Here is an 18,865-nt window from a genome sequence, read left to right as displayed (position 1 = left end):
GAAACTATGTGGAAAACACTACATCAACTGGCGATCCCTCCACGGTTATATCAAATCTGTGGCTGGTTTATACCGTGGCTGGCAATCGCCAGTGTGGTCGTGCTCACCGTCGGCTGGATCTGGGGATTCGGCTTTGCTCCGGCTGATTATCAGCAAGGAAATAGCTACCGCATTATTTATCTACATGTGCCAGCGGCAATCTGGTCGATGGGTATTTATGCCTCGATGGCGGTAGCGGCGTTCATCGGTCTTGTCTGGCAGATGAAAATGGCTAACCTGGCGGTCGCGGCGATGGCGCCTATTGGCGCGGTATTTACTTTTATTGCCCTGGTTACCGGCTCTGCATGGGGAAAACCGATGTGGGGCACCTGGTGGGTGTGGGACGCGCGTCTGACTTCTGAACTGGTGCTGCTGTTTTTGTATGTTGGTGTGATTGCCCTGTGGCACGCCTTCGACGACCGCCGTCTGGCGGGCCGTGCGGCAGGTATTCTGGTGCTGATTGGCGTGGTGAATCTGCCGATTATTCATTATTCCGTGGAGTGGTGGAACACCCTACATCAGGGATCAACGCGGATGCAGCAAAGTATCGATCCGGCAATGCGTTCGCCGCTGCGCTGGTCGATTTTTGGCTTCCTGCTGCTTTCTGCCACGCTGACGCTAATGCGGATGCGCAATTTGATTTTGCTGATGGAAAAACGCCGTCCGTGGGTGAGTGAACTGATACTGAAAAGAGGCCGTAAATGACCCCTGCATTTGCTTCCTGGAATGAATTTTTCGCAATGGGCGGTTACGCCTTTTTTGTCTGGCTGGCGGTGGTGATGACCGTGATTCCGCTGGTGGCTTTGGTCGTGCACTCGGTGATGCGGCATCGCGCAATTTTGCGTGGTGTGGCGCAACAGCGGGCGCGTGAGGCGCGGTTACGTGCCATGCAACAGCAGGAGGCCGCATGAATATTCGCCGTAAAAATCGTTTGTGGATTGCCTGCGCCGTGTTGGCAGGTTTGGCGCTGACCATCGGTCTGGTGCTGTATGCGCTGCGCTCTAATATCGATCTTTTCTATACACCGGGAGAAATTCTCTACGGAAAGCGTGAAACGCAGCAGATGCCGGAAGTTGGCCAGCGTCTGCGCGTGGGCGGGATGGTGATGCCGGGTAGCGTGCAGCGCGATCCTGACTCACTGAAAGTGACGTTTACCATTTACGATGCTGAAGGTTCAGTTGATGTCTCTTACGAAGGCATTTTGCCGGACCTGTTCCGTGAAGGGCAGGGCGTTGTGGTTCAGGGCGAGCTGGAAAAAGGCAATCATATCCTCGCTAAAGAAGTACTGGCGAAACACGACGAAAACTACACGCCGCCAGAAGTTGAAAAGGCGATGGATGCTAACCATCGTCGCCCGGCAAGTGCTTATAAGGATCCCGCATCATGATGCCAGAAATTGGTAACGGACTGCTGTGCCTGGCGTTAGGGATTGCACTTTTGCTGTCTGTTTATCCGCTATGGGGTGTGGCGCGTGGAGATGCGCGGATGATGGCCTCCTCCCGGCTGTTTGCCTGGCTGCTGTTTATGTGCGTGGCTGGCGCGTTTCTGGTGCTGGTAAACGCCTTTGTGGTAAACGACTTCACCGTCACCTATGTTGCCAGTAACTCCAATACCCAGCTTCCGGTGTGGTATCGCGTGGCGGCCACGTGGGGGGCGCATGAAGGTTCGCTACTGCTGTGGGTGCTGCTAATGAGCGGCTGGACGTTTGCGGTGGCGATTTTTAGCCAGCGTATTCCGCTGGATATTGTGGCGCGCGTACTGGCGGTAATGGGGATGGTCAGCGTCGGCTTTTTGCTGTTCATTCTCTTTACCTCTAACCCGTTCTCACGCACATTGCCGAACTTCCCGATTGAAGGGCGCGACCTTAACCCGTTGTTGCAGGATCCGGGGCTGATCTTCCATCCGCCTCTGCTTTATATGGGGTACGTTGGTTTCTCGGTGGCGTTTGCTTTTGCTATTGCTTCTTTGCTGAGTGGGCGTCTGGACAGCACTTACGCGCGTTTTACCCGTCCGTGGACGCTGGCAGCGTGGATCTTCCTGACGCTCGGCATCGTACTCGGTTCCGCGTGGGCCTATTACGAACTCGGCTGGGGCGGCTGGTGGTTCTGGGATCCGGTAGAAAACGCCTCGTTTATGCCATGGCTGGTGGGTACTGCGCTGATGCACTCACTGGCGGTCACTGAACAACGCGCCAGCTTCAAAGCGTGGACATTACTGCTGGCAATCAGTGCTTTCTCGCTGTGTCTGCTGGGGACCTTCCTCGTGCGTTCCGGCGTGCTGGTATCGGTACACGCGTTTGCGTCTGATCCGGCGCGCGGTATGTTTATCCTCGCCTTTATGGTGCTGGTGATTGGCGGTTCGCTGCTGCTGTTTGCCGCGCGTGGACACAAAGTTCGCTCACGCGTAAACAATGCGCTGTGGTCGCGGGAATCTTTGCTGTTAGCGAACAACGTTTTGCTGGTCGCCGCGATGCTGGTGGTATTGCTGGGGACGCTGCTGCCGCTGGTGCACAAGCAACTGGGACTCGGCAGTATTTCGATTGGCGAACCGTTCTTCAACAGCATGTTTACCTGGCTGATGGTGCCATTTGCACTGGTGCTGGGCATTGGTCCGCTGGTGCGTTGGGGGCGCGACCGACCGCGTAAAATCCGCAATTTGTTGATTATCGCCTTCATCTCTACGCTGGTGTTGTCTCTGCTGTTGCCGTGGCTGTTCGAAAGCAAAGTTGTGGCGATGACGGTGCTCGGCCTGGCAATGGCCTGCTGGATTGCGGTGCTGGCAATTGCGGAAGCTGTGCTGCGTATTTCACGCGGCACGAAAACCACCTTCAGTTATTGGGGGATGGTGGCGGCTCACCTGGGGCTGGCGGTGACAATTGTTGGCATTGCCTTTAGCCAGAACTATAGCGTTGAGCGTGATGTGCGCATGAAGTCCGGCGATAGCGTCGATATTCATGAATATCGCTTCACCTTCCGTGATGTCAAAGAGGTGACTGGTCCGAACTGGCGCGGCGGTGTGGCGACTATCGGCGTAACGCGAGAGGGTAAACCGGAAACGGTGCTGTATGCGGAAAAACGTTATTACAACACTGCCGGGTCGATGATGACCGAAGCGGCGATTGATGGCGGCATCACGCGTGACCTGTACGCCGCGCTCGGTGAAGAGCTGGAAAACGGCGCGTGGGCTGTGCGTCTTTACTACAAACCGTTTGTTCGCTGGATTTGGGCGGGCGGGCTGATGATGGCGTTGGGCGGGCTGCTGTGCCTGTTTGATCCTCGCTATCGTAAGCGCGTAAGCCCGCAGAAAACTGCGCCGGAGGCTGTATGAAGCGCAAAGTATTGTTAATTCCTTTGATTATCTTCCTGGCGATTGCCGCGGCGTTGCTGTGGCAGCTGGCGCGTAATGCCGAAGGGGATGATCCGACCAATCTGGAATCGGCGCTCATTGGCAAGCCTGTGCCGAAATTTCGCCTCGAATCACTGGACAATCCGGGGCAGTTTTATCAGGCGGATGTGCTGACTCAGGGCAAACCGGTGCTGCTTAACGTCTGGGCGACCTGGTGTCCGACCTGCCGTGCGGAACATCAATATCTGAATCAGCTTTCTGCGCAGGGCATTCGCGTGGTCGGCATGAACTATAAAGACGATCGCCAGAAGGCAATCAGCTGGCTGAAAGAGCTGGGCAATCCTTACGCGCTAAGCCTGTTTGATGGCGACGGCATGTTAGGGCTGGATCTCGGTGTCTATGGCGCGCCAGAAACGTTCCTCATCGACGGCAACGGCATCATTCGCTATCGCCATGCGGGCGATCTCAATCCTCGCGTCTGGGAAGAAGAGATCAAGCCGCTGTGGGAGAAATACAGTAAGGAGGCCGCACAATGAGGTTTTTATTGGGCGTGCTGATGCTGATGATCTCCGGCTCAGCGCTGGCGACCATCGACGTGTTGCAGTTTAAAGATGAAGCACAGGAGCAACAGTTCCGTCAGCTCACTGAAGAACTCCGCTGCCCGAAATGCCAGAACAACAGCATTGCCGATTCTAACTCGATGATTGCGACCGATCTGCGCCAGAAAGTGTATGAACTGATGCAGGAAGGCAAAAGTAAGAAAGAGATTGTCGATTATATGGTGGCGCGTTACGGCAACTTCGTCACTTACGATCCGCCGTTAACGCCGCTGACCGTGCTGCTGTGGGTGCTTCCGGTAGTGGCTATTGGCATTGGCGGTTGGGTCATTTACGCCCGCTCGCGGCGTCGGGTACGCGTGGTGCCAGAAGCGCTTCCTGAACAAAGCGTGCCGGAAGGTAAGCCTGCCGGATTTGCTGTTTACCTGCCGGGTATTGTTGTGGCGTTGATCGTGGCAGGCGTCGGCTACTACCAGACTGGCAATTATCAGCAGGTAAAAGTCTGGCAGCAGGCCACGGCGCAGGCTCCGGCATTGCTGGACAGGGCACTGGATCCGAAAGCCGATCCGCTCAATGAAGAAGAGATGTCGCGCCTTGCACTTGGAATGCGTACTCAACTGCAAAAAAATCCGGGAGATATTGAAGGCTGGATTATGCTTGGCCGCATTGGGATGGCGCTGGGGAATGCCAGTATCGCGACCGATGCATACGCCACTGCGTATCGCCTCGATCCAAAGAACAGCGATGCCGCACTGGGTTACGCTGAAGCGTTAACACGTTCTTCTGACCCCAACGATAACCGCCTGGGCGGCGAGTTGTTGCGTCAACTGGTGAGAAGCGACCACAGCAATATTCGTGTGTTAAGTATGTATGCGTTTAATGCCTTTGAGCAGCAGCGATTTGGCGAAGCCGTTGCTGCGTGGGAGATGATGTTGAAACTCTTACCTGCCAACGATACTCGCCGTGCGGTGATTGAACGCAGTATCGCGCAGGCGATGCAGCATTTATCACCACACGAAAGTAAATAAGAAGAAGCCCGATGGTGACGCCATCGGGCTATTTTTTTATTGCGCCCCGCGTTGTTGCAGGAACAGAATGGTGGCCGCCACGCGTGAGCGGACGTTGAGTTTACGCAGCAGATTGCGGATATGGACTTTTACCGTCTGCTCAGAAATATTCAGTACCGAAGCGATCTGCTTATTGGACAGTCCTTGTGCCAGTTCGTGCAGAACATCTAATTCACGCTCCGTTAGCACGCTGAAGGGGTCTTCTTCAGCGCCAAACATTTCACGCTCGCGTAAGTACTGACTGACGCGTTCACTAAAGACTTTGCTACCTTTTGCTCCGGCGCGAATCGCTTCCAGCAACACTTCCGGATCGCTATCTTTCAACAGATAACCGTCAGCGCCTGCGTCTATCAATGCAAAGATATCGCTGGAGGCATCTGAAACGGTCAGGATTATAATTTGCGCGGTAACGCCATCCCTGCGCAAGGCATTGAGGGTATCCAGGCCACTCATACCTTTCATATTGAGATCCAGCAAGATCACGTCGATATCCAGTCTATTCGCCAGATCGATAGCACTAGCGCCGTCGCCTGCTTCGGCGACCACTTCAAAGCCAGGGTCAAGCTCCAGTAACTGACGAACACCGCGTCGCATAAGTGGATGATCATCCACAATCAGCACCTGAAAAGGCGTTGCTTCAGGCATAGTAGTCTCCTGAGGTTTTATTAGAATCATTATGTTTGAGCGTAGCGTTGGTTACGCTACCAGGCGCGTGAATGTTACCCCATTTTATGTATGGGCATGTAGTGAAAACTGTAAGTGTGGGTAGAAGGGGTATGACGTAGATATAAAAAAACCAACCTTTGCGGTTGGTTTTCTTGGGATTTTTGGTCGGCACGAGAGGATTTGAACCTCCGACCCCCGACACCCCATGACGGTGCGCTACCAGGCTGCGCTACGTGCCGACTCGTGGCTGCTTATACTACCGTTTTCCACACCGATTGCAAGTAAGATATTTTGCTAACTGATTTATAATTAATCAGTTAGCGATAAAACGCTTCTCGTCTGTCAGCACCTGCAATAACAAACTCAACTGTGGTTTTTCGTCTCTCACTCTTTCACCACGTAAGTTGTAAGTGCGGTATTTACCGTTATTGTTCAGTACTAGCGTCATTTTCGGTGTGGTAATTGCCAGCGTATCGTTATCCGCGGCTGTTACCCAGTAATGACGGCGCTCAGGGTTGAACAAGTCCTGACCTTGTGAGTATTCGCTGGCAGGCGTACTGACGTGTAGCAGGCGTTGCATCAGCGTGGTCATAAGATCAGTATGATCGGTCAAGGCATTAATACGCTGTGCCGGTGTGCCTGGCCAGTGAATGACTAATGGCACCTGAAGATGGCCACGTGACCAGTCAAAGGTTTCTTCATCTTCGCTCAGCGGAATGCCGCGACCAGCAGTGATAATCACCACCGTGTTGTCCAGTTTCCCGGATTCACGTAACGCATTCAGGACGCGATTGATCTGGTCATCGACATTACCAGCCGCACGGCTATATTTCCGGGCAAATGCCTGCTGATTGCTGTCATCAATATTGGTGCCATTGAAAGATACCCACGAGAACCAGCGGTTATCTTCTTGCGCGTAGCGGCCAAGCCAGTTGATCCACTGCGTGGCGGTCTGCTCATCGGATTGTGTATGTACGCTCGGCATCGAGAAGTCTGACAACAATGCCTGGCGATACAGCGGACTGGTAAAGCCATCTGACGAGAATAAGCCCAACTGATAGCCTTGCTGGTTGAGCGCGGTAATTAACGCCGCAGGCGTACGGGTCGACAGAATACCGTCCATATAGCTTGGCGAGATGCCATAGAACAAGCCAAAGATACCGTTGTCGGTGGTGTTGCCGGAACTCATATGGCGCGTGAACGAAATATTTTGCTCGGCAAAACCCGCCAGTGCAGGCATTTGCTTCTCAAAGCGTGAGTAGTTCAGGCCATCGACAGTAATCAACAACACATTTTGCCCGGTGCCCATATCGCGGTAGCGCAATTCGCTTAACGGATACTGTACGGAAACAGCGTCTGGATTGCCTTGCTCGATCAGACGGCGTTGATACTCCTGCGCATCAAGCAGACCATGCTTCTCAAGAAAACGTCGCGCCGTCATCGGGTACGAAAGCGGCAGGTTAGCGCGCTGCATGGTGATAGGGCGATAGAAGTTAGCATCGGCCCAGATATACACCATGTGTGAGGCGATAAAGGCTATAAATAAGAATGCGGCCAGCGGACGGGCGAAGCGTCGACGACGCGTCAGACTGCGCAGCTTTTGCCAGCTCCACGTCGCAAACACCAGTTCAATCAATAAAATAACTGGCACGCTGATAAACATTAGCTGCCAGTCGCGCGCCATCTCATTCTCGTCCGGATTGATAACCAACTGCCAGACGATGGGATTAAGATGGAGATGGAAACGGGTAAAGACCTCGCTGTCGATCAGTAACAGCGTCATTCCCACAGTGGCCAGAATGACGGACAAAAACCTCATTAGCCTCTGTGAGCCGACGATAAAGGTCAGCGGGAAGAGGATCAGCAAATAGGTGGCGAACACCAGAAAGCTGAAGTGGCCGATAATGCTTACATAGGAATAAATACGACCCGCAAGCGTTGTCGGCCAGTCGGCGATAAACAGGTAACGACTGCCAATGACAAGTGAGAGCAGAATGTTGAACAGTGCAAACCAGTGCCCCCAGCTGACCATCTGGGAGACTTTTTCACGGTAGCGCTGACGATGAGTTACCATAACCTGTTATCTGTTTCCCTTAGTGCGCTTTGTCTTCGTTGATCGAGGACTGCAAAGCGCGGGCAAAAGAGTTGGCAATTGCCTGGCGTTGAGCCGGGGCAATGCTGGTATTGATAAGGTTAGTGACCATGTTGCCTAACACCATCAGGGAAAGGTCGGTCGGAGCCTTATGTTTTTCCAGTACGTTGAGCAGCTCTGCGAGCAATTGTTCAACCTGTTCATCACTGTAGCGGGAAATTTGTGGCATAAATCGAAATCAGTTAGTTGATGAAAGGGCAACATATTACCGTAGCAACGGTTTTTTTTCTGCTTTTTTATGCTTTCAATCATTCTCCTTACGCAGCCTTCTGTAAAATGGCCGCCATCTTTTATTGCGTCGCTTTACCGGTGGTGGTTGAATACCGCCCGGTCTTAAAGGAGAGTTTATCATGAGTCTGGATATCAACCAGATTGCTCTGCACCAGCTTATCAAGCGTGATGAGCAGAACCTTGAGCTGGTGTTGCGCGATTCATTGCTGGAACCGACGGAAACCGTCGTTGAGATGGTGGCAGAGCTGCATCGGGTCTATAGCGCCAAGAACAAAGCCTACGGATTGTTCAGCGAAGAGAGTGAACTGGCGCAGACGCTGCGCTTACAGCGTCAGGGCGAAGAGGACTTTCTGGCATTTAGCCGCGCGGCAACCGGTCGCCTGCGTGACGAACTGGCGAAATATCCTTTTGCTGATGGCGGTTTCGTCCTGTTTTGCCACTATCGTTATCTGGCAGTTGAGTATTTGCTGATTTGCGTGCTGAGCAATCTAAGCAGTATGCGCGTCAACGAAAATCTCGACATCAACCCGACCCATTATCTTGATATCAATCATGCGGATATTGTGGCGCGTATTGATTTAACTGAGTGGGAAACCAATCCGGAATCGACCCGCTACCTGACTTTCCTGAAAGGGCGAGTAGGACGCAAAGTCGCCGATTTCTTTATGGATTTCCTCGGTGCCAGCGAAGGGTTGAACGCCAAAGCGCAAAACCGCGGTCTGTTGCAAGCAGTCGACGACTTCACCGCAGAAGCGCAACTGGATAAAGCAGAACGGCAGAACGTTCGCCAGCAAGTTTATAGCTATTGTAATGAGCAATTGCAGGCGGGCGAGGAGATCGAACTGGAATCGCTGTCAAAAGAGTTGGCGGGCGTCAGCGAAGTGAGCTTCACGGAGTTTGCGGCTGAAAAAGGCTACGAACTGGAAGAGAGCTTCCCGGCAGACCGCAGCACGCTGCGTCAATTGACGAAGTTTGCCGGTAGCGGCGGTGGCTTGACCATTAACTTTGATGCGATGCTGTTAGGTGAACGCATCTTCTGGGATCCAGCGACCGATACGCTGACCATTAAAGGTACGCCGCCGAATCTGCGCGATCAATTGCAGCGCCGGACGTCTGGCGGGAACTAAATCTCCAACGCGAATGTTTCTTTTCGGAGAAACAGTTGCGGGGTAATCACAATTCTTGTCAATCAGTGAGTAAGATAACTTGCTGATTGACCTTTCATTCGAAAATATTTTCTCTGTTATCATATTAAGTGTTGCAGTAAATATTTTTCTCTTCCTCTTTATTCGATAATAAATCGGTCTGGTAACTATTTCCGCCGTTTTTTGTGAGCTGTAACACTGGAAAAAACATTCTGTTTAATTATATTGAGTTTCCTGGCGTTATATTTTGTTATTTGCTTTGCCTATATAAAATGCAAATATATTTTTAATGTCAATATTATTGCCGTTGTGTTTGACTCATTATATTAATCGTATGAATGATTTTAAGGATTCACCGCATGGAGCAAGAAAATCCTGAAGATAAAAAGTGTTGTCGACCGAAAAAAACGTTCTCTTTAACCAGAAAGTTACTGGTATGTTTTATCTTTACCCTCATTGTATTCAGTGGCTGTTTATTTGTCGTCATGAACACGGTCATTCACAACACCAGCACTGACAGCTTTTGCCTGGGTTGTCATGAAATGAAAGACAACATCCTCACCGAGAGCTTCAAAAAATCCATTCATGGCAGTAATCGTACTGGCGTGAAGGTCGCTTGTGCCGATTGCCATATTCCTGATGAATTTGTCCCTAAGATGATCAGAAAAGCCCACGCCGTTAAAGAGGTTTGGGGTCATATGACAGGCGTAATTGATACGGCTGAAAAATTCGATGCACATCGTGGTGAAATGGCAAAAGCGGAATGGGCAAGAATGAAAGCAAATAATTCGCAGGAGTGCAGAAACTGCCACGATATTTCTAAATTACAGAAAAAATTTATGGCGCCGTTCCATGAGGCTTCTCTTAAAGAGGGGAAAACATGCATTGATTGTCATGCCGGCATTGCACATAAATTACCAGCAGTTGCAACAGCAGTGCATTAGTCATTAATACATGAATGTCATGTCTGTTTGGTTTCAAATAAAAACAAGAAGGGTTTCATGTTGATTTAAATTTTTATGCAAAAGGACCATGTTATGAGGAAACTAAAAAGGGGATTCTTATTAGCTGGGGTATTAACGGCGCTTTCCCTAAGCGCCTATGCTGACAGAAATATGAATAAGATCCCGCATATCAATCTGTCGAATCCATCCGTCGAACCAGTTAGTGAGAGAATAATCCAAACAGATGTTGTTGTTATTGGCGGTGGGCTTTCTGGCATGTCCGCAGGGTTGACTGCAGTACAGGGCGGAGCCAAGGTTGTTATTTTTGAAAAACTACCAAGCCTTGGAGGGGCAGGCGTTTATCCTGAAGGCAGTTTAGGCATTGGCACCCTTATGCAGAAAAAAGAGGGGAAAGGTGCCACGCTGAATCAAGCCTTTGGTAAGGCGATCGATTTCCATCACTGGCGAGCCAATGCCAGTGCATTGCACGCATTAATGAAAAACTCAGGCGAAACCATTGATTGGGTTGCCAGTAATGGCGTTGAGTTTACGACCTTAAAAACCACCATTTATCCTCAGTCAGATTCATTATGGACCTGGCATATGTATAAGCATAACGGTGCATCTGTTACTAAAAGCTTTTACAAGAAGATCCTTGATGGCGGTGGTCAAATTTACACCGAAACTCCTGTTAAGAAGATTATTCGCGATAAACAAAGCGGTGATGTCGTTGGCGTCGAAGCGGTTAATAGCGTAACAGGGGAAAAAATCATTGCCTATGGTAAAGGTGTGATTGTGGCGACCGGTGGTTTTGCCAACAACCGTGACATGATTGAAAAATACATCACCGATGTGAATCAGAAAAACATGGTGCCGGTCAAACTACGTGGCCCCCTGATTGATGGACGCGAAGGCGATGGTATCAAAATGGGGCAAGACATTGGCGCTGATACTGCCGGGATGCAAACCATTGCTGGCAATAGCCCATATGTCGATCAAGACCCTCCTATCCGTCAGTTTAATGGCGCTGATTACCAAAAACAGGCCAGAACATCATTAAGTCAGCCATTCCTGTGGATTAACCGACAAGGCGAGCGTTTCTTTGATGAGTCACTCGGTTCCAGTTTTACCCTCGTTTATAACGCTATCACCATGAATGGCGGAGTCATGTATTCCGTCTGGGATGACGCAATGCGTCAGAAGATGGTTAACGAAGGGCCGGTCACGCCGTTTAACGCCATTGTGTTGCCAGGGCAACCGATGAAGGCGCTGGATCAGGCGATCGAGATCGGCATGAAAGAAGGGTGGTTGTTTAAAGGTGAAACGTTGGACGATCTGGCAAAACAGATCAATGTTCCTGCAGACAATCTGAAAGCGACGATTGCGAAAGTAAACAAGTATACGGATGAAGGTTTCGATCCTGACTGGGGGCGCAAGAAAGAGCATCTGTTTAAATTTCAGGATAAAGGACCGTATTACGCCGTGAAAGGTATTCGGGCTTATTTCCTGACGCTGGGTGGTTTGAAAATGAACAGCGATCTGCAGGTCTACGATACCAATGAGAAGATTATTCCGGGTCTGTATGTTGTCGGGCAGGATATGGGCGGTCTGTATGACAGCTCCTATGATTTGGTACTTGAAGGATCGGCTTCTGGCTTTGCGTTGACGTCGGGACGTATGGCAGCGAAACATATTATAAGCACCAGAATGCAGGCACAGGGAGGTGGCAAATGAACAAGCTATTGAAGAACATTGTCACAATCATTCTTGCTGGCGTAATGTGCACCGTTATCGGTATGGTTTCTGCCAGTGCACAAGAGATTGTTGGCATGAAAATGCACAAGACCATTGGTCTGGAATGTAATAACTGCCATGTTGATGATGTTAAAGCCAACAAGAATATGACGCCAACGTGCGTTAGCTGCCATGCGCCTGGTGAGCGTTATTATCATGGTAAGAAGGATTCAGAAGGTAACTCAGTGTTAAAAGAGTATCCGGAGTCGGGTAAAACACGAGTTGCTTCTTTCCATGACTCTCATGGCGGGGAAATTCGCTGTACGGTATGCCATACGTCACATGAGAAGGAACCACAGCCACTCTATTGCAACAACTGCCATCAGTTTGATGTGAAGATTAAGTAGTGCAGGTATTTGTCAGTCGCTAAAAAAGAAAACGGCCCGTAAAGGCCGTTTTCTTTTGTTCAACTTATTCAGCAATTAAGCGCGAACGAAGTCGATGTGCTGCAGCTTCGGTTTGTACGGATGACGCTGTACGTCCTGAGCTTTAACTTTGATTTCTTTACCGTCAACAACGATGGTCAGAACTTCGCTGTAGAATTCAGCTTTAGCTTGCATGTTCATGACTTTGTCGTGATCCAGCTCGATAGCCAGCGGCGCTTCTTTGCCACCGTAGATGATTGCCGGGAACTTGTTAGCGGCACGCAGGCGGCGGCTCGCACCCTTACCCTGCTCTTTACGTACTTCTGCGTTGATAGTAAACATTTCTTTCTCTCTTAAATGATTCCTGCTACAGGCGACCCAGCAACAGGTAAGTGATCTGCTTTGCGTATGCAAAAGCGGGCGAGATTCTATACTCAATCGCCTTATACATCAATCAAAACTACCATTAACCGCGTAATTCGTGCGCCCGCCGAAAACGACCTTCGTAATCGAATATTTTTTCACGTACTTGCCAGTACTGACCTTTCATGCGGGCGACGACAAAATCAGGATGGCGCAGCAACGCTTGTTGGGCGAGGATATCGGCAGCGGTGATCCAACGCAAAGGGATGCCCGGTGTACGCGTATGCGGGCGGATAAAAAGCTGTTCGAAGGCAGTACGCTGGGCGGGCGTTTGCAGACGGAAACGCTCACTCACATCAGCGCCGTCTTCATCGTAATAGGTGATTTTCAACCATTCGCCTTTCTCATCGTGCCCATGCTGCAAAGACATGCCGCTACAGCGTAATACCAGGGCGTCTTTCAGTCGTAGCGCCGCTTTTAACATATCATCCGGGTCAACCAGAATGGTGTCACATTCGCGGCAACGGCGAGCGGCAATATCGTTTTCCGCGTTACATTGCGGACAATTTTTAAAACGAAAACGGAAGTCACACTGTTCGCGATGTCCGTCGTCATCTTCAAACCATCCCTGACAGCGGCGACCAAAGTGTTCAATCAATGTCCCATCGGCGGTCGTTTTGCCCCAAAAGGTGTTGGCAAAGCCACAAGCAGGGCAGAAAACCTGCACCGGAACGTTGTCACTTTTGCCTTTCGGTGTACCAACTTCCGGTGCGTAGAGGTCATGAGGATTGCCCGCATAATCGAGAATTAAGCAATCTGTTTTACCCGGCGCCAGACGCAGACCGCGCCCGACAATTTGTTGGTAAAGGCTCACTGATTCGGTAGGGCGCAGAATGGCGATAAGATCGACGTGCGGGGCGTCAAATCCGGTGGTCAGTACCGCGACGTTGACCAGATAGCGAAAACGCTGGGCTTTAAAATTTTCAATTAATACATCGCGCTCAGCGCCGGGCGTGTCGCCAGTAATCAGTGCAGCATCTTCTGCGGGTAGCAAACCGACAATCTCTTTTGCGTGTTCAACCGTCGCGGCGAAAATCATCACCCCTTTACGCTTTTCGGCGAACTCCATAATCTGGCTGATGATGTGCGGTGTAATGCGTTGCTGTTTTTTCAATTCCCGGTTGAGATCAGCTTCGCTGAACAGCCCGTTACTCTGTGCCTGCAAGCGGCTGAAATCGTATTGCACTACCGGCATATCCAGCCGTTCTGGTGGCGTCAGATAGCCGTGTTTAATCATATAACGCAGCGGCAGCTCATAAATGCAGTCACGGAAAAGGGCTTTCTCATCGCCGCGTACCATGCCGTGATAATGGAACTGATAAATCCAGCCTTTGCCCAGTCGAAAAGGCGTGGCAGTCAGCCCCAGCAGGCGTAAGTGGGGATTCACTTTTGTCAGGTGAGTGAGGATTTGCTGATACTGGCTCTCTTCGTCGTCACCAATACGGTGGCATTCATCGACAATCAACAGCGAAAATTCACCCTGAAAGGCATCAAGATTACGGGCGACCGATTGCACGCTGCCAAATACCACTTTACCGTGGCTCTCCTTGCGTTTTAGCCCGGCGGCAAAAATATCGGCTTCCAGCCCCAACGCCTGGTATTTAGCATGGTTCTGCGCCACCAGTTCTTTGACGTGTGCCAGCACCAGAACACGACCACGCGCCAGCCGTGCCAGTTCGGCAATCACCAGGCTTTTACCTGCTCCGGTAGGCAGCACGATAACGGCAGGGGTTTTATGACGACGAAAATGGTTGAGCGTGGCATCCACGGCTTCTTGCTGGTATGGACGAAGTGTAAAAATCATGGTTTAGCGTAGGTAGATTAATCTGCTAATAGTATGCCACGGATCTTTTTCCCTTGAGGGAAGTTATTAGACCGCTATACTGGGCAGACAACAGTTCTGATTTTCGGGTCTATGCCCGACCTCCGTTTTTACAGGCAAAATCACACACATGCGACTTGATAAATTTATCGCACAGCAACTCGGTGTTAGCCGTGCTATTGCCGGGCGTGAAATCCGCGGCAATCGTGTCACCGTTGATGGCGAAATCGTCCGCAATGCAGCGTTCAAACTGCTCCCTGAACACGATGTTGCTTATGATGGCAATCCGCTGGCGCAGCAACACGGCCCGCGTTATTTCATGCTCAACAAGCCCCAGGGCTATGTTTGCTCAACTGATGACCCGGATCACCCAACGGTGCTCTATTTTCTGGATGAACCTGTGGCGTGGAAACTGCACGCGGCGGGGCGGTTGGATATTGATACCACCGGTCTGGTGCTGATGACTGACGACGGTCAGTGGTCGCATCGCATTACTTCTCCGCGTCATCATTGCGAGAAGACCTATCTGGTGACGCTGGAATCACCCGTAGCTGACGATACGGCAGAGCAATTTGCCAAAGGCGTACAGCTGCATAACGAAAAAGATCTCACTAAGCCAGCGGTGCTGGAAGTGATTACCCCTACGCAGGTCCGTCTGACCATCAGTGAAGGGCGTTATCATCAGGTGAAACGCATGTTCGCCGCCGTGGGTAACCACGTGGTTGAACTGCATCGTGAACGCATTGGCGGTATTACTCTGGATGAAGATTTAGCCCCAGGTGAATATCGTCCATTAACTGCAGAAGAAATTGCCAGCGTCGGTTAACACTTTCATTTTATTCAGGAGCCCGTTGTGACCACTCGACAGCATTCGTCGTTTGCTATTGTCTTTATCCTTGGCCTTTTGGCCATGTTAATGCCGCTGTCGATTGATATGTATCTGCCCGCGCTGCCAGTGATTTCAGCGCAGTTTGGTGTGCCAGCGGGCAGCACACAGATGACCCTGAGTACTTATATTCTGGGTTTTGCGTTGGGGCAGTTAATTTACGGGCCGATGGCGGATAGCTTCGGGCGCAAGCCGGTTGTCCTCGGTGGTACGCTGGTGTTTGCCGCGGCGGCGGTGGCGTGCGCGCTGGCGCAAACCATCGATCAGCTGATTGTGATGCGTTTCTTCCACGGTCTGGCTGCGGCTGCGGCCAGCGTGGTTATCAACGCTTTGATGCGCGATATCTACCCGAAAGAAGAGTTCTCGCGGATGATGTCGTTTGTCATGCTGGTGACCACCATTGCACCGTTGATGGCACCGATTGTTGGCGGTTGGGTGCTGGTGTGGTTGAGCTGGCATTACATCTTCTGGATCCTCGCTGTGGCGGCAATTCTGGCTTCGGCAATGATCTTCTTCCTGATCAAAGAAACGTTACCGCCAGAGCGTCGCCAACCGTTCCACATTCGTACCACTATCGGTAACTTTGCTGCGCTGTTCCGCCATAAGCGTGTCCTGAGTTATATGCTGGCCAGTGGTTTCAGCTTTGCCGGGATGTTCTCGTTCTTAAGCGCTGGACCGTTTGTCTACATTGAAATTAACCACGTTGCACCGGAAAACTTTGGTTATTACTTTGCGCTAAACATTGTTTTCCTGTTCGTGATGACCATCTTTAACAGCCGCTTCGTTCGCCGTATTGGCGCGTTAAATATGTTCCGCTCGGGGTTATGGATACAATTTATTATGGCGGCGTGGATGGTTATCAGCGCACTACTGGGGCTGGGATTCTGGTCGCTGGTGGTTGGCGTTGCGGCGTTTGTGGGCTGCGTATCGATGGTGTCTTCTAACGCGATGGCGGTCATTCTGGATGAGTTCCCCCATATGGCGGGAACTGCGTCGTCGCTGGCAGGAACCTTCCGTTTTGGTATTGGCGCCATTGTTGGTGCACTGCTTTCGCTGGCGACGTTTAACTCTGCATGGCCAATGATCTGGTCCATTGCTTTCTGTGCGACCAGTTCCATTCTCTTCTGTCTTTACGCCAGTCGACCGAAAAAACGGTGATCTATTGCACAACGGGGAAGCTAAAAGGCTTCCTTTGTTGATGCATGTCAACCGCAAATCTATCATTCCCCCGATATATGTTTATTTTATGTAAACTCAATTTATGTAAAAAGTCACATCATTGTAGTTAAAAAGGTTGAGTTAGATCGCAGAAACGGGTACATATAGCCCCGCAAACGTGACCACGCCCGCAGATATCATTTAAATCAGAACAATAGCGGCCACGCAGGCGAGGCATCAATCTTTACGATCTGTTGAAGGACAGATTGTTGATGATGTGTTAAAATTAATGTAAATAAATTGTGAAGTAAATGTGCTTCCGGGGAAAATAAGTGACTTCATTACAACTCTCAATCGTCCATCGACTGCCGCAGAACTATCGTTGGTCTGCAGGTTTCGCAGGTTCGAAAGTTGAACCGATTCCGCAAAATGGACAGTGCGGCGACAACAGCCTGGTGGCGCTTAAATTACTTAGCCCGGATGGCGATAACGCATGGTCGGTGATGTACAAACTAAGCCAGGCGTTAAGCGACATCGAAGTTCCATGTTCGGTGCTGGAGTGTGAAGGTGAGCCGTGCCTGTTTGTAAATCGCCAGGACGAGTTTGCTGCAACATGCCGATTGAAAAATTTTGGTGTGGCCATTGCCGAACCCTTCTCAAACTACAATCCATTTTAAGCGTCAGCTCAACGCCAATAGCTGACGCGTATACTCCTGCTGCGGTGCGGCAAACACGCGCGCGCACGGTCCTTGTTCCACCACTTCTCCCTGTCGCAGCACGATAACCTGATGACACAACGCGCGGACAACGTGCAAATCATGGCTGATAAACAAATAGGCCAGTTGATGCTTTTGTTGCAATGATTTCAATAGCGTCAATATTTGCGCCTGTACCGTTTTGTCGAGCGATGATGTTGGTTCATCAAGAATGATCAGCGAAGGCTTAAGAATCAATGCCCTGGCAATCGCAATACGTTGCCGCTGACCACCCGAGAACTCCGCCGGATAACGGTGGCGCGTTTCAGGATCTAACCCCACTTCATGCATCACTGCTATCACTTGTTCTTCGCGTTGTGCGGCAGAAAGCGTCGGCTGGTGAACCCGTAAGCCTTCCTCAATAATCTGCAAAACGTTGAGTCGTGGGTTGAGCGAGGAGTTTGGATCCTGAAATACCACCTGAATGCGATGACGAATAGGTAACAGCTGGCGGCGATTTAAATTTTGCAATGGCTGACCGTCAAAGACGATGCTGCCCTGAGAGTTAATCAACCGCAGTAGCGCCAGCCCCGTTGTGCTTTTGCCGGAACCGGACTCGCCCACTAAACCCAGCGTTTCACCCGCCCGTAGCGTAAAACTGACGCTTTTCACCACCACATTATGATCGACGACGCGCTTCAGGAGCCCTTTGCGAATGGGGAAGGCGACCTGAAGCTGTTCAACATCAAGCAACGTTGAGGCCGGTTCTGGCAACGGCACCGGGTCGCCTGACGGTTCGCTGTTGAGTAGCTTTTGCGTATAAGGATGTTCAGGGGAGGCAAAGAGCGTAACGGCGTTATTTTGCTCCACACAGCGGCCGTTTTGCATTACCGCCACGCGGTGGGCCAGTTTTCTGACAATGCTGAGGTTATGAGTAATAAACAGCATACCCATATTCAGCTCGCCTTGCAGTTCGCGCAACAGCTGTAAAATCTGCGCCTGGACAGAGACGTCCAGTGCGGTGGTCGGTTCATCGGCAATTAATAATTCCGGTCGCGTTAACAGCGCCATCGCAATCATCACCCGCTGGCGTTCGCCGCCGGAGAGCTGATGCGGATAATCTGTCAGCCGTTTTGCCGCCTGACGGATACCGACGCGATCAAGGCAGTTAAGAATTTCGCCACGCGCCGCCTCCCGACGCATTCCGCGGTGGAGTGAAAGCACTTCATAAAGCTGTTTTTCCAGGGTATGCAATGGGTTTAATGACACCATCGGCTCCTGGAAAATCATGGCAATCTTATTTCCCCGCACGCCACGTAATGTTTGCTCATTGGCATGAAGCAGCGATTCTCCATGAAAACGGATATCGCCAGAGAGATATTCAACCGGCGGGGAAGGGAGCAGGCGTAAAATTGACAGCGCGGTAACGCTTTTGCCAGAACCTGACTCACCCACCAGCGCCAGCGTTTCGCCAGCCTCAATGTGTAGTGAAACACCATTCACTACGGTACGAACAGTTTGCTGATGGCGAAAACCCACCGACAAATTTTCAATCGCTAACAGAGTTTGCGTCATG

At 50.9% G+C, this 18,865-nt stretch carries 19 protein-coding genes and 1 tRNA gene; 13 read left to right on the top strand and 7 right to left on the bottom strand.

The genetic code is table 11. The features are described 5' to 3' along the window. Positions 1 to 6 precede the first annotated feature (6 nt). From ccmC to ccmH, 6 genes are read left to right on the top strand one after another with little or no spacing between them, the layout of a single operon-like run. Positions 7 to 744: a heme exporter protein CcmC gene (gene ccmC, locus D9597_RS06220; protein WP_001295447.1), complete on the top strand. Its 738-nt coding sequence runs from the start codon at positions 7 to 9 to the stop codon at positions 742 to 744. Continuing rightward, positions 741 to 950: a heme exporter protein CcmD gene (gene ccmD, locus D9597_RS06215; protein ID WP_130217080.1), complete on the top strand. Its 210-nt coding sequence runs from the start codon at positions 741 to 743 to the stop codon at positions 948 to 950. The genes ccmC and ccmD overlap by 4 nt, the downstream gene beginning before the upstream one ends. Then, a complete protein-coding gene (ccmE, locus tag D9597_RS06210) occupies positions 947 to 1,426 on the top strand; it encodes a cytochrome c maturation protein CcmE (protein WP_130221898.1) in 480 nt (159 codons plus the stop codon). Before ccmD ends, ccmE begins: the two co-directional genes overlap by 4 nt. After that, positions 1,423 to 3,366 (top strand): cytochrome c-type biogenesis heme lyase CcmF, encoded by a 1,944-nt coding sequence (ccmF, locus tag D9597_RS06205; RefSeq protein ID WP_130221897.1) that lies wholly within the window; start codon positions 1,423 to 1,425, stop codon positions 3,364 to 3,366. The genes ccmE and ccmF overlap by 4 nt, the downstream gene beginning before the upstream one ends. Continuing rightward, positions 3,363 to 3,920, top strand: coding sequence for a thiol:disulfide interchange protein DsbE (dsbE, locus tag D9597_RS06200; RefSeq protein ID WP_000824439.1), 558 nt, complete (start codon positions 3,363 to 3,365; stop codon positions 3,918 to 3,920). The genes ccmF and dsbE overlap by 4 nt, the downstream gene beginning before the upstream one ends. After that, on the top strand, positions 3,917 to 4,969 hold the full coding sequence (gene ccmH / locus D9597_RS06195; protein ID WP_130221896.1) for a cytochrome c-type biogenesis thiol:disulfide oxidoreductase CcmH: 1,053 nt from the start codon (positions 3,917 to 3,919) through the stop codon (positions 4,967 to 4,969). Before dsbE ends, ccmH begins: the two co-directional genes overlap by 4 nt. A 36-nt stretch (positions 4,970 to 5,005) precedes the next feature. Here ccmH and narP read toward each other — a convergent pair whose 3' ends face one another. The 4 genes from narP to D9597_RS06175 form a co-directional block, all read right to left on the bottom strand. Then, a complete protein-coding gene (gene narP, locus D9597_RS06190; protein WP_064526779.1) occupies positions 5,006 to 5,653 on the bottom strand; it encodes a nitrate/nitrite response regulator protein NarP in 648 nt (215 codons plus the stop codon). 183 nt (positions 5,654 to 5,836) lie between these two features. Beyond that, a tRNA-Pro gene (locus tag D9597_RS06185) sits at positions 5,837 to 5,913 on the bottom strand. 74 nt (positions 5,914 to 5,987) lie between these two features. Next, on the bottom strand, positions 5,988 to 7,748 hold the full coding sequence (yejM, locus tag D9597_RS06180; RefSeq protein WP_130221895.1) for an LPS biosynthesis-modulating metalloenzyme YejM: 1,761 nt from the start codon (positions 7,746 to 7,748) through the stop codon (positions 5,988 to 5,990). Positions 7,749 to 7,767: 19 nt separating this feature from the next. Continuing rightward, positions 7,768 to 7,995: a YejL family protein gene (locus D9597_RS06175; protein WP_001135667.1), complete on the bottom strand. Its 228-nt coding sequence runs from the start codon at positions 7,993 to 7,995 to the stop codon at positions 7,768 to 7,770. A gap of 181 nt (positions 7,996 to 8,176) precedes the next feature. Here D9597_RS06175 and yejK point away from each other — a divergent pair, with 181 nt between their 5' ends. The 4 genes from yejK to D9597_RS06155 all read left to right on the top strand — a co-directional run bounded on the left by yejK (position 8,177) and on the right by D9597_RS06155 (position 12,287). Further along, the gene (gene yejK, locus D9597_RS06170) at positions 8,177 to 9,184 is read left to right on the top strand and encodes a nucleoid-associated protein YejK (RefSeq protein ID WP_130207118.1); all 1,008 of its coding nucleotides are present in this window, start codon (positions 8,177 to 8,179) and stop codon (positions 9,182 to 9,184) included. A 377-nt stretch (positions 9,185 to 9,561) separates the two neighbouring features. Continuing rightward, positions 9,562 to 10,146: a NapC/NirT family cytochrome c gene (locus tag D9597_RS06165; protein ID WP_130221894.1), complete on the top strand. Its 585-nt coding sequence runs from the start codon at positions 9,562 to 9,564 to the stop codon at positions 10,144 to 10,146. A 93-nt stretch (positions 10,147 to 10,239) separates the two neighbouring features. Further along, positions 10,240 to 11,880, top strand: coding sequence for an FAD-dependent oxidoreductase (locus tag D9597_RS06160; RefSeq protein WP_240725519.1), 1,641 nt, complete (start codon positions 10,240 to 10,242; stop codon positions 11,878 to 11,880). Continuing rightward, the gene (locus D9597_RS06155) at positions 11,877 to 12,287 is read left to right on the top strand and encodes a cytochrome c3 family protein (RefSeq protein WP_130221893.1); all 411 of its coding nucleotides are present in this window, start codon (positions 11,877 to 11,879) and stop codon (positions 12,285 to 12,287) included. The genes D9597_RS06160 and D9597_RS06155 overlap by 4 nt, the downstream gene beginning before the upstream one ends. Before the next feature lie 75 nt (positions 12,288 to 12,362). Here D9597_RS06155 and rplY read toward each other — a convergent pair whose 3' ends face one another. Together rplY and D9597_RS06145 are read right to left on the bottom strand one after the other, a co-directional pair. Continuing rightward, positions 12,363 to 12,647 carry a 50S ribosomal protein L25 gene (gene rplY / locus D9597_RS06150; RefSeq protein ID WP_000494183.1) on the bottom strand — a complete coding sequence of 95 codons (285 nt, stop codon included), beginning with the start codon at positions 12,645 to 12,647 and terminating at the stop codon, positions 12,363 to 12,365. Positions 12,648 to 12,771: 124 nt separating this feature from the next. Next, positions 12,772 to 14,532 carry a DEAD/DEAH box helicase gene (locus D9597_RS06145; RefSeq protein ID WP_130221892.1) on the bottom strand — a complete coding sequence of 587 codons (1,761 nt, stop codon included), beginning with the start codon at positions 14,530 to 14,532 and terminating at the stop codon, positions 12,772 to 12,774. 148 nt (positions 14,533 to 14,680) lie between these two features. Between D9597_RS06145 and rsuA the strand changes: the two genes are divergently transcribed. From rsuA to D9597_RS06125, 3 genes are all read left to right on the top strand, one after another. Further along, positions 14,681 to 15,376: a 16S rRNA pseudouridine(516) synthase RsuA gene (gene rsuA / locus D9597_RS06140; RefSeq protein ID WP_130207114.1), complete on the top strand. Its 696-nt coding sequence runs from the start codon at positions 14,681 to 14,683 to the stop codon at positions 15,374 to 15,376. 27 nt (positions 15,377 to 15,403) lie between these two features. After that, complete coding sequence (bcr, locus tag D9597_RS06135; protein ID WP_000213385.1) at positions 15,404 to 16,594, top strand: multidrug efflux MFS transporter Bcr; 1,191 nt, start codon at positions 15,404 to 15,406, stop codon at positions 16,592 to 16,594. A gap of 332 nt (positions 16,595 to 16,926) precedes the next feature. After that, positions 16,927 to 17,271 (top strand): YejG family protein, encoded by a 345-nt coding sequence (locus tag D9597_RS06125; RefSeq protein ID WP_064526789.1) that lies wholly within the window; start codon positions 16,927 to 16,929, stop codon positions 17,269 to 17,271. 3 nt (positions 17,272 to 17,274) lie between these two features. Here the strand turns inward: D9597_RS06125 and yejF are convergent, their stop codons facing one another. Further along, positions 17,275 to 18,864: a microcin C ABC transporter ATP-binding protein YejF gene (gene yejF, locus D9597_RS06120; protein ID WP_130221891.1), complete on the bottom strand. Its 1,590-nt coding sequence runs from the start codon at positions 18,862 to 18,864 to the stop codon at positions 17,275 to 17,277. Between the last annotated feature and the right edge of the window lies 1 nt (position 18,865).

Source organism: Escherichia sp. E13S3 (assembly GCF_004212325.1).
In the GTDB taxonomy this organism is placed as follows: domain Bacteria; phylum Pseudomonadota; class Gammaproteobacteria; order Enterobacterales; family Enterobacteriaceae; genus Escherichia.
Note: the sequence above shows the minus strand (reverse complement) of the source record. Positions and strands in the feature narration are given on the sequence as shown.

Coding starts and splice junctions, on each gene's coding strand:
- ccmC (WP_001295447.1), top strand. CDS start 7: ATGTGGAAAACACTACATCAACTGGCGATCCCTCCACGGTTATATCAA.
- ccmD (WP_130217080.1), top strand. CDS start 741: ATGACCCCTGCATTTGCTTCCTGGAATGAATTTTTCGCAATGGGCGGT.
- ccmE (WP_130221898.1), top strand. CDS start 947: ATGAATATTCGCCGTAAAAATCGTTTGTGGATTGCCTGCGCCGTGTTG.
- ccmF (WP_130221897.1), top strand. CDS start 1,423: ATGATGCCAGAAATTGGTAACGGACTGCTGTGCCTGGCGTTAGGGATT.
- dsbE (WP_000824439.1), top strand. CDS start 3,363: ATGAAGCGCAAAGTATTGTTAATTCCTTTGATTATCTTCCTGGCGATT.
- ccmH (WP_130221896.1), top strand. CDS start 3,917: ATGAGGTTTTTATTGGGCGTGCTGATGCTGATGATCTCCGGCTCAGCG.
- narP (WP_064526779.1), bottom strand. CDS start 5,653: ATGCCTGAAGCAACGCCTTTTCAGGTGCTGATTGTGGATGATCATCCA.
- yejM (WP_130221895.1), bottom strand. CDS start 7,748: ATGGTAACTCATCGTCAGCGCTACCGTGAAAAAGTCTCCCAGATGGTC.
- D9597_RS06175 (WP_001135667.1), bottom strand. CDS start 7,995: ATGCCACAAATTTCCCGCTACAGTGATGAACAGGTTGAACAATTGCTC.
- yejK (WP_130207118.1), top strand. CDS start 8,177: ATGAGTCTGGATATCAACCAGATTGCTCTGCACCAGCTTATCAAGCGT.
- D9597_RS06165 (WP_130221894.1), top strand. CDS start 9,562: ATGGAGCAAGAAAATCCTGAAGATAAAAAGTGTTGTCGACCGAAAAAA.
- D9597_RS06160 (WP_240725519.1), top strand. CDS start 10,240: ATGAGGAAACTAAAAAGGGGATTCTTATTAGCTGGGGTATTAACGGCG.
- D9597_RS06155 (WP_130221893.1), top strand. CDS start 11,877: ATGAACAAGCTATTGAAGAACATTGTCACAATCATTCTTGCTGGCGTA.
- rplY (WP_000494183.1), bottom strand. CDS start 12,647: ATGTTTACTATCAACGCAGAAGTACGTAAAGAGCAGGGTAAGGGTGCG.
- D9597_RS06145 (WP_130221892.1), bottom strand. CDS start 14,532: ATGATTTTTACACTTCGTCCATACCAGCAAGAAGCCGTGGATGCCACG.
- rsuA (WP_130207114.1), top strand. CDS start 14,681: ATGCGACTTGATAAATTTATCGCACAGCAACTCGGTGTTAGCCGTGCT.
- yejF (WP_130221891.1), bottom strand. CDS start 18,864: ATGACGCAAACTCTGTTAGCGATTGAAAATTTGTCGGTGGGTTTTCGC.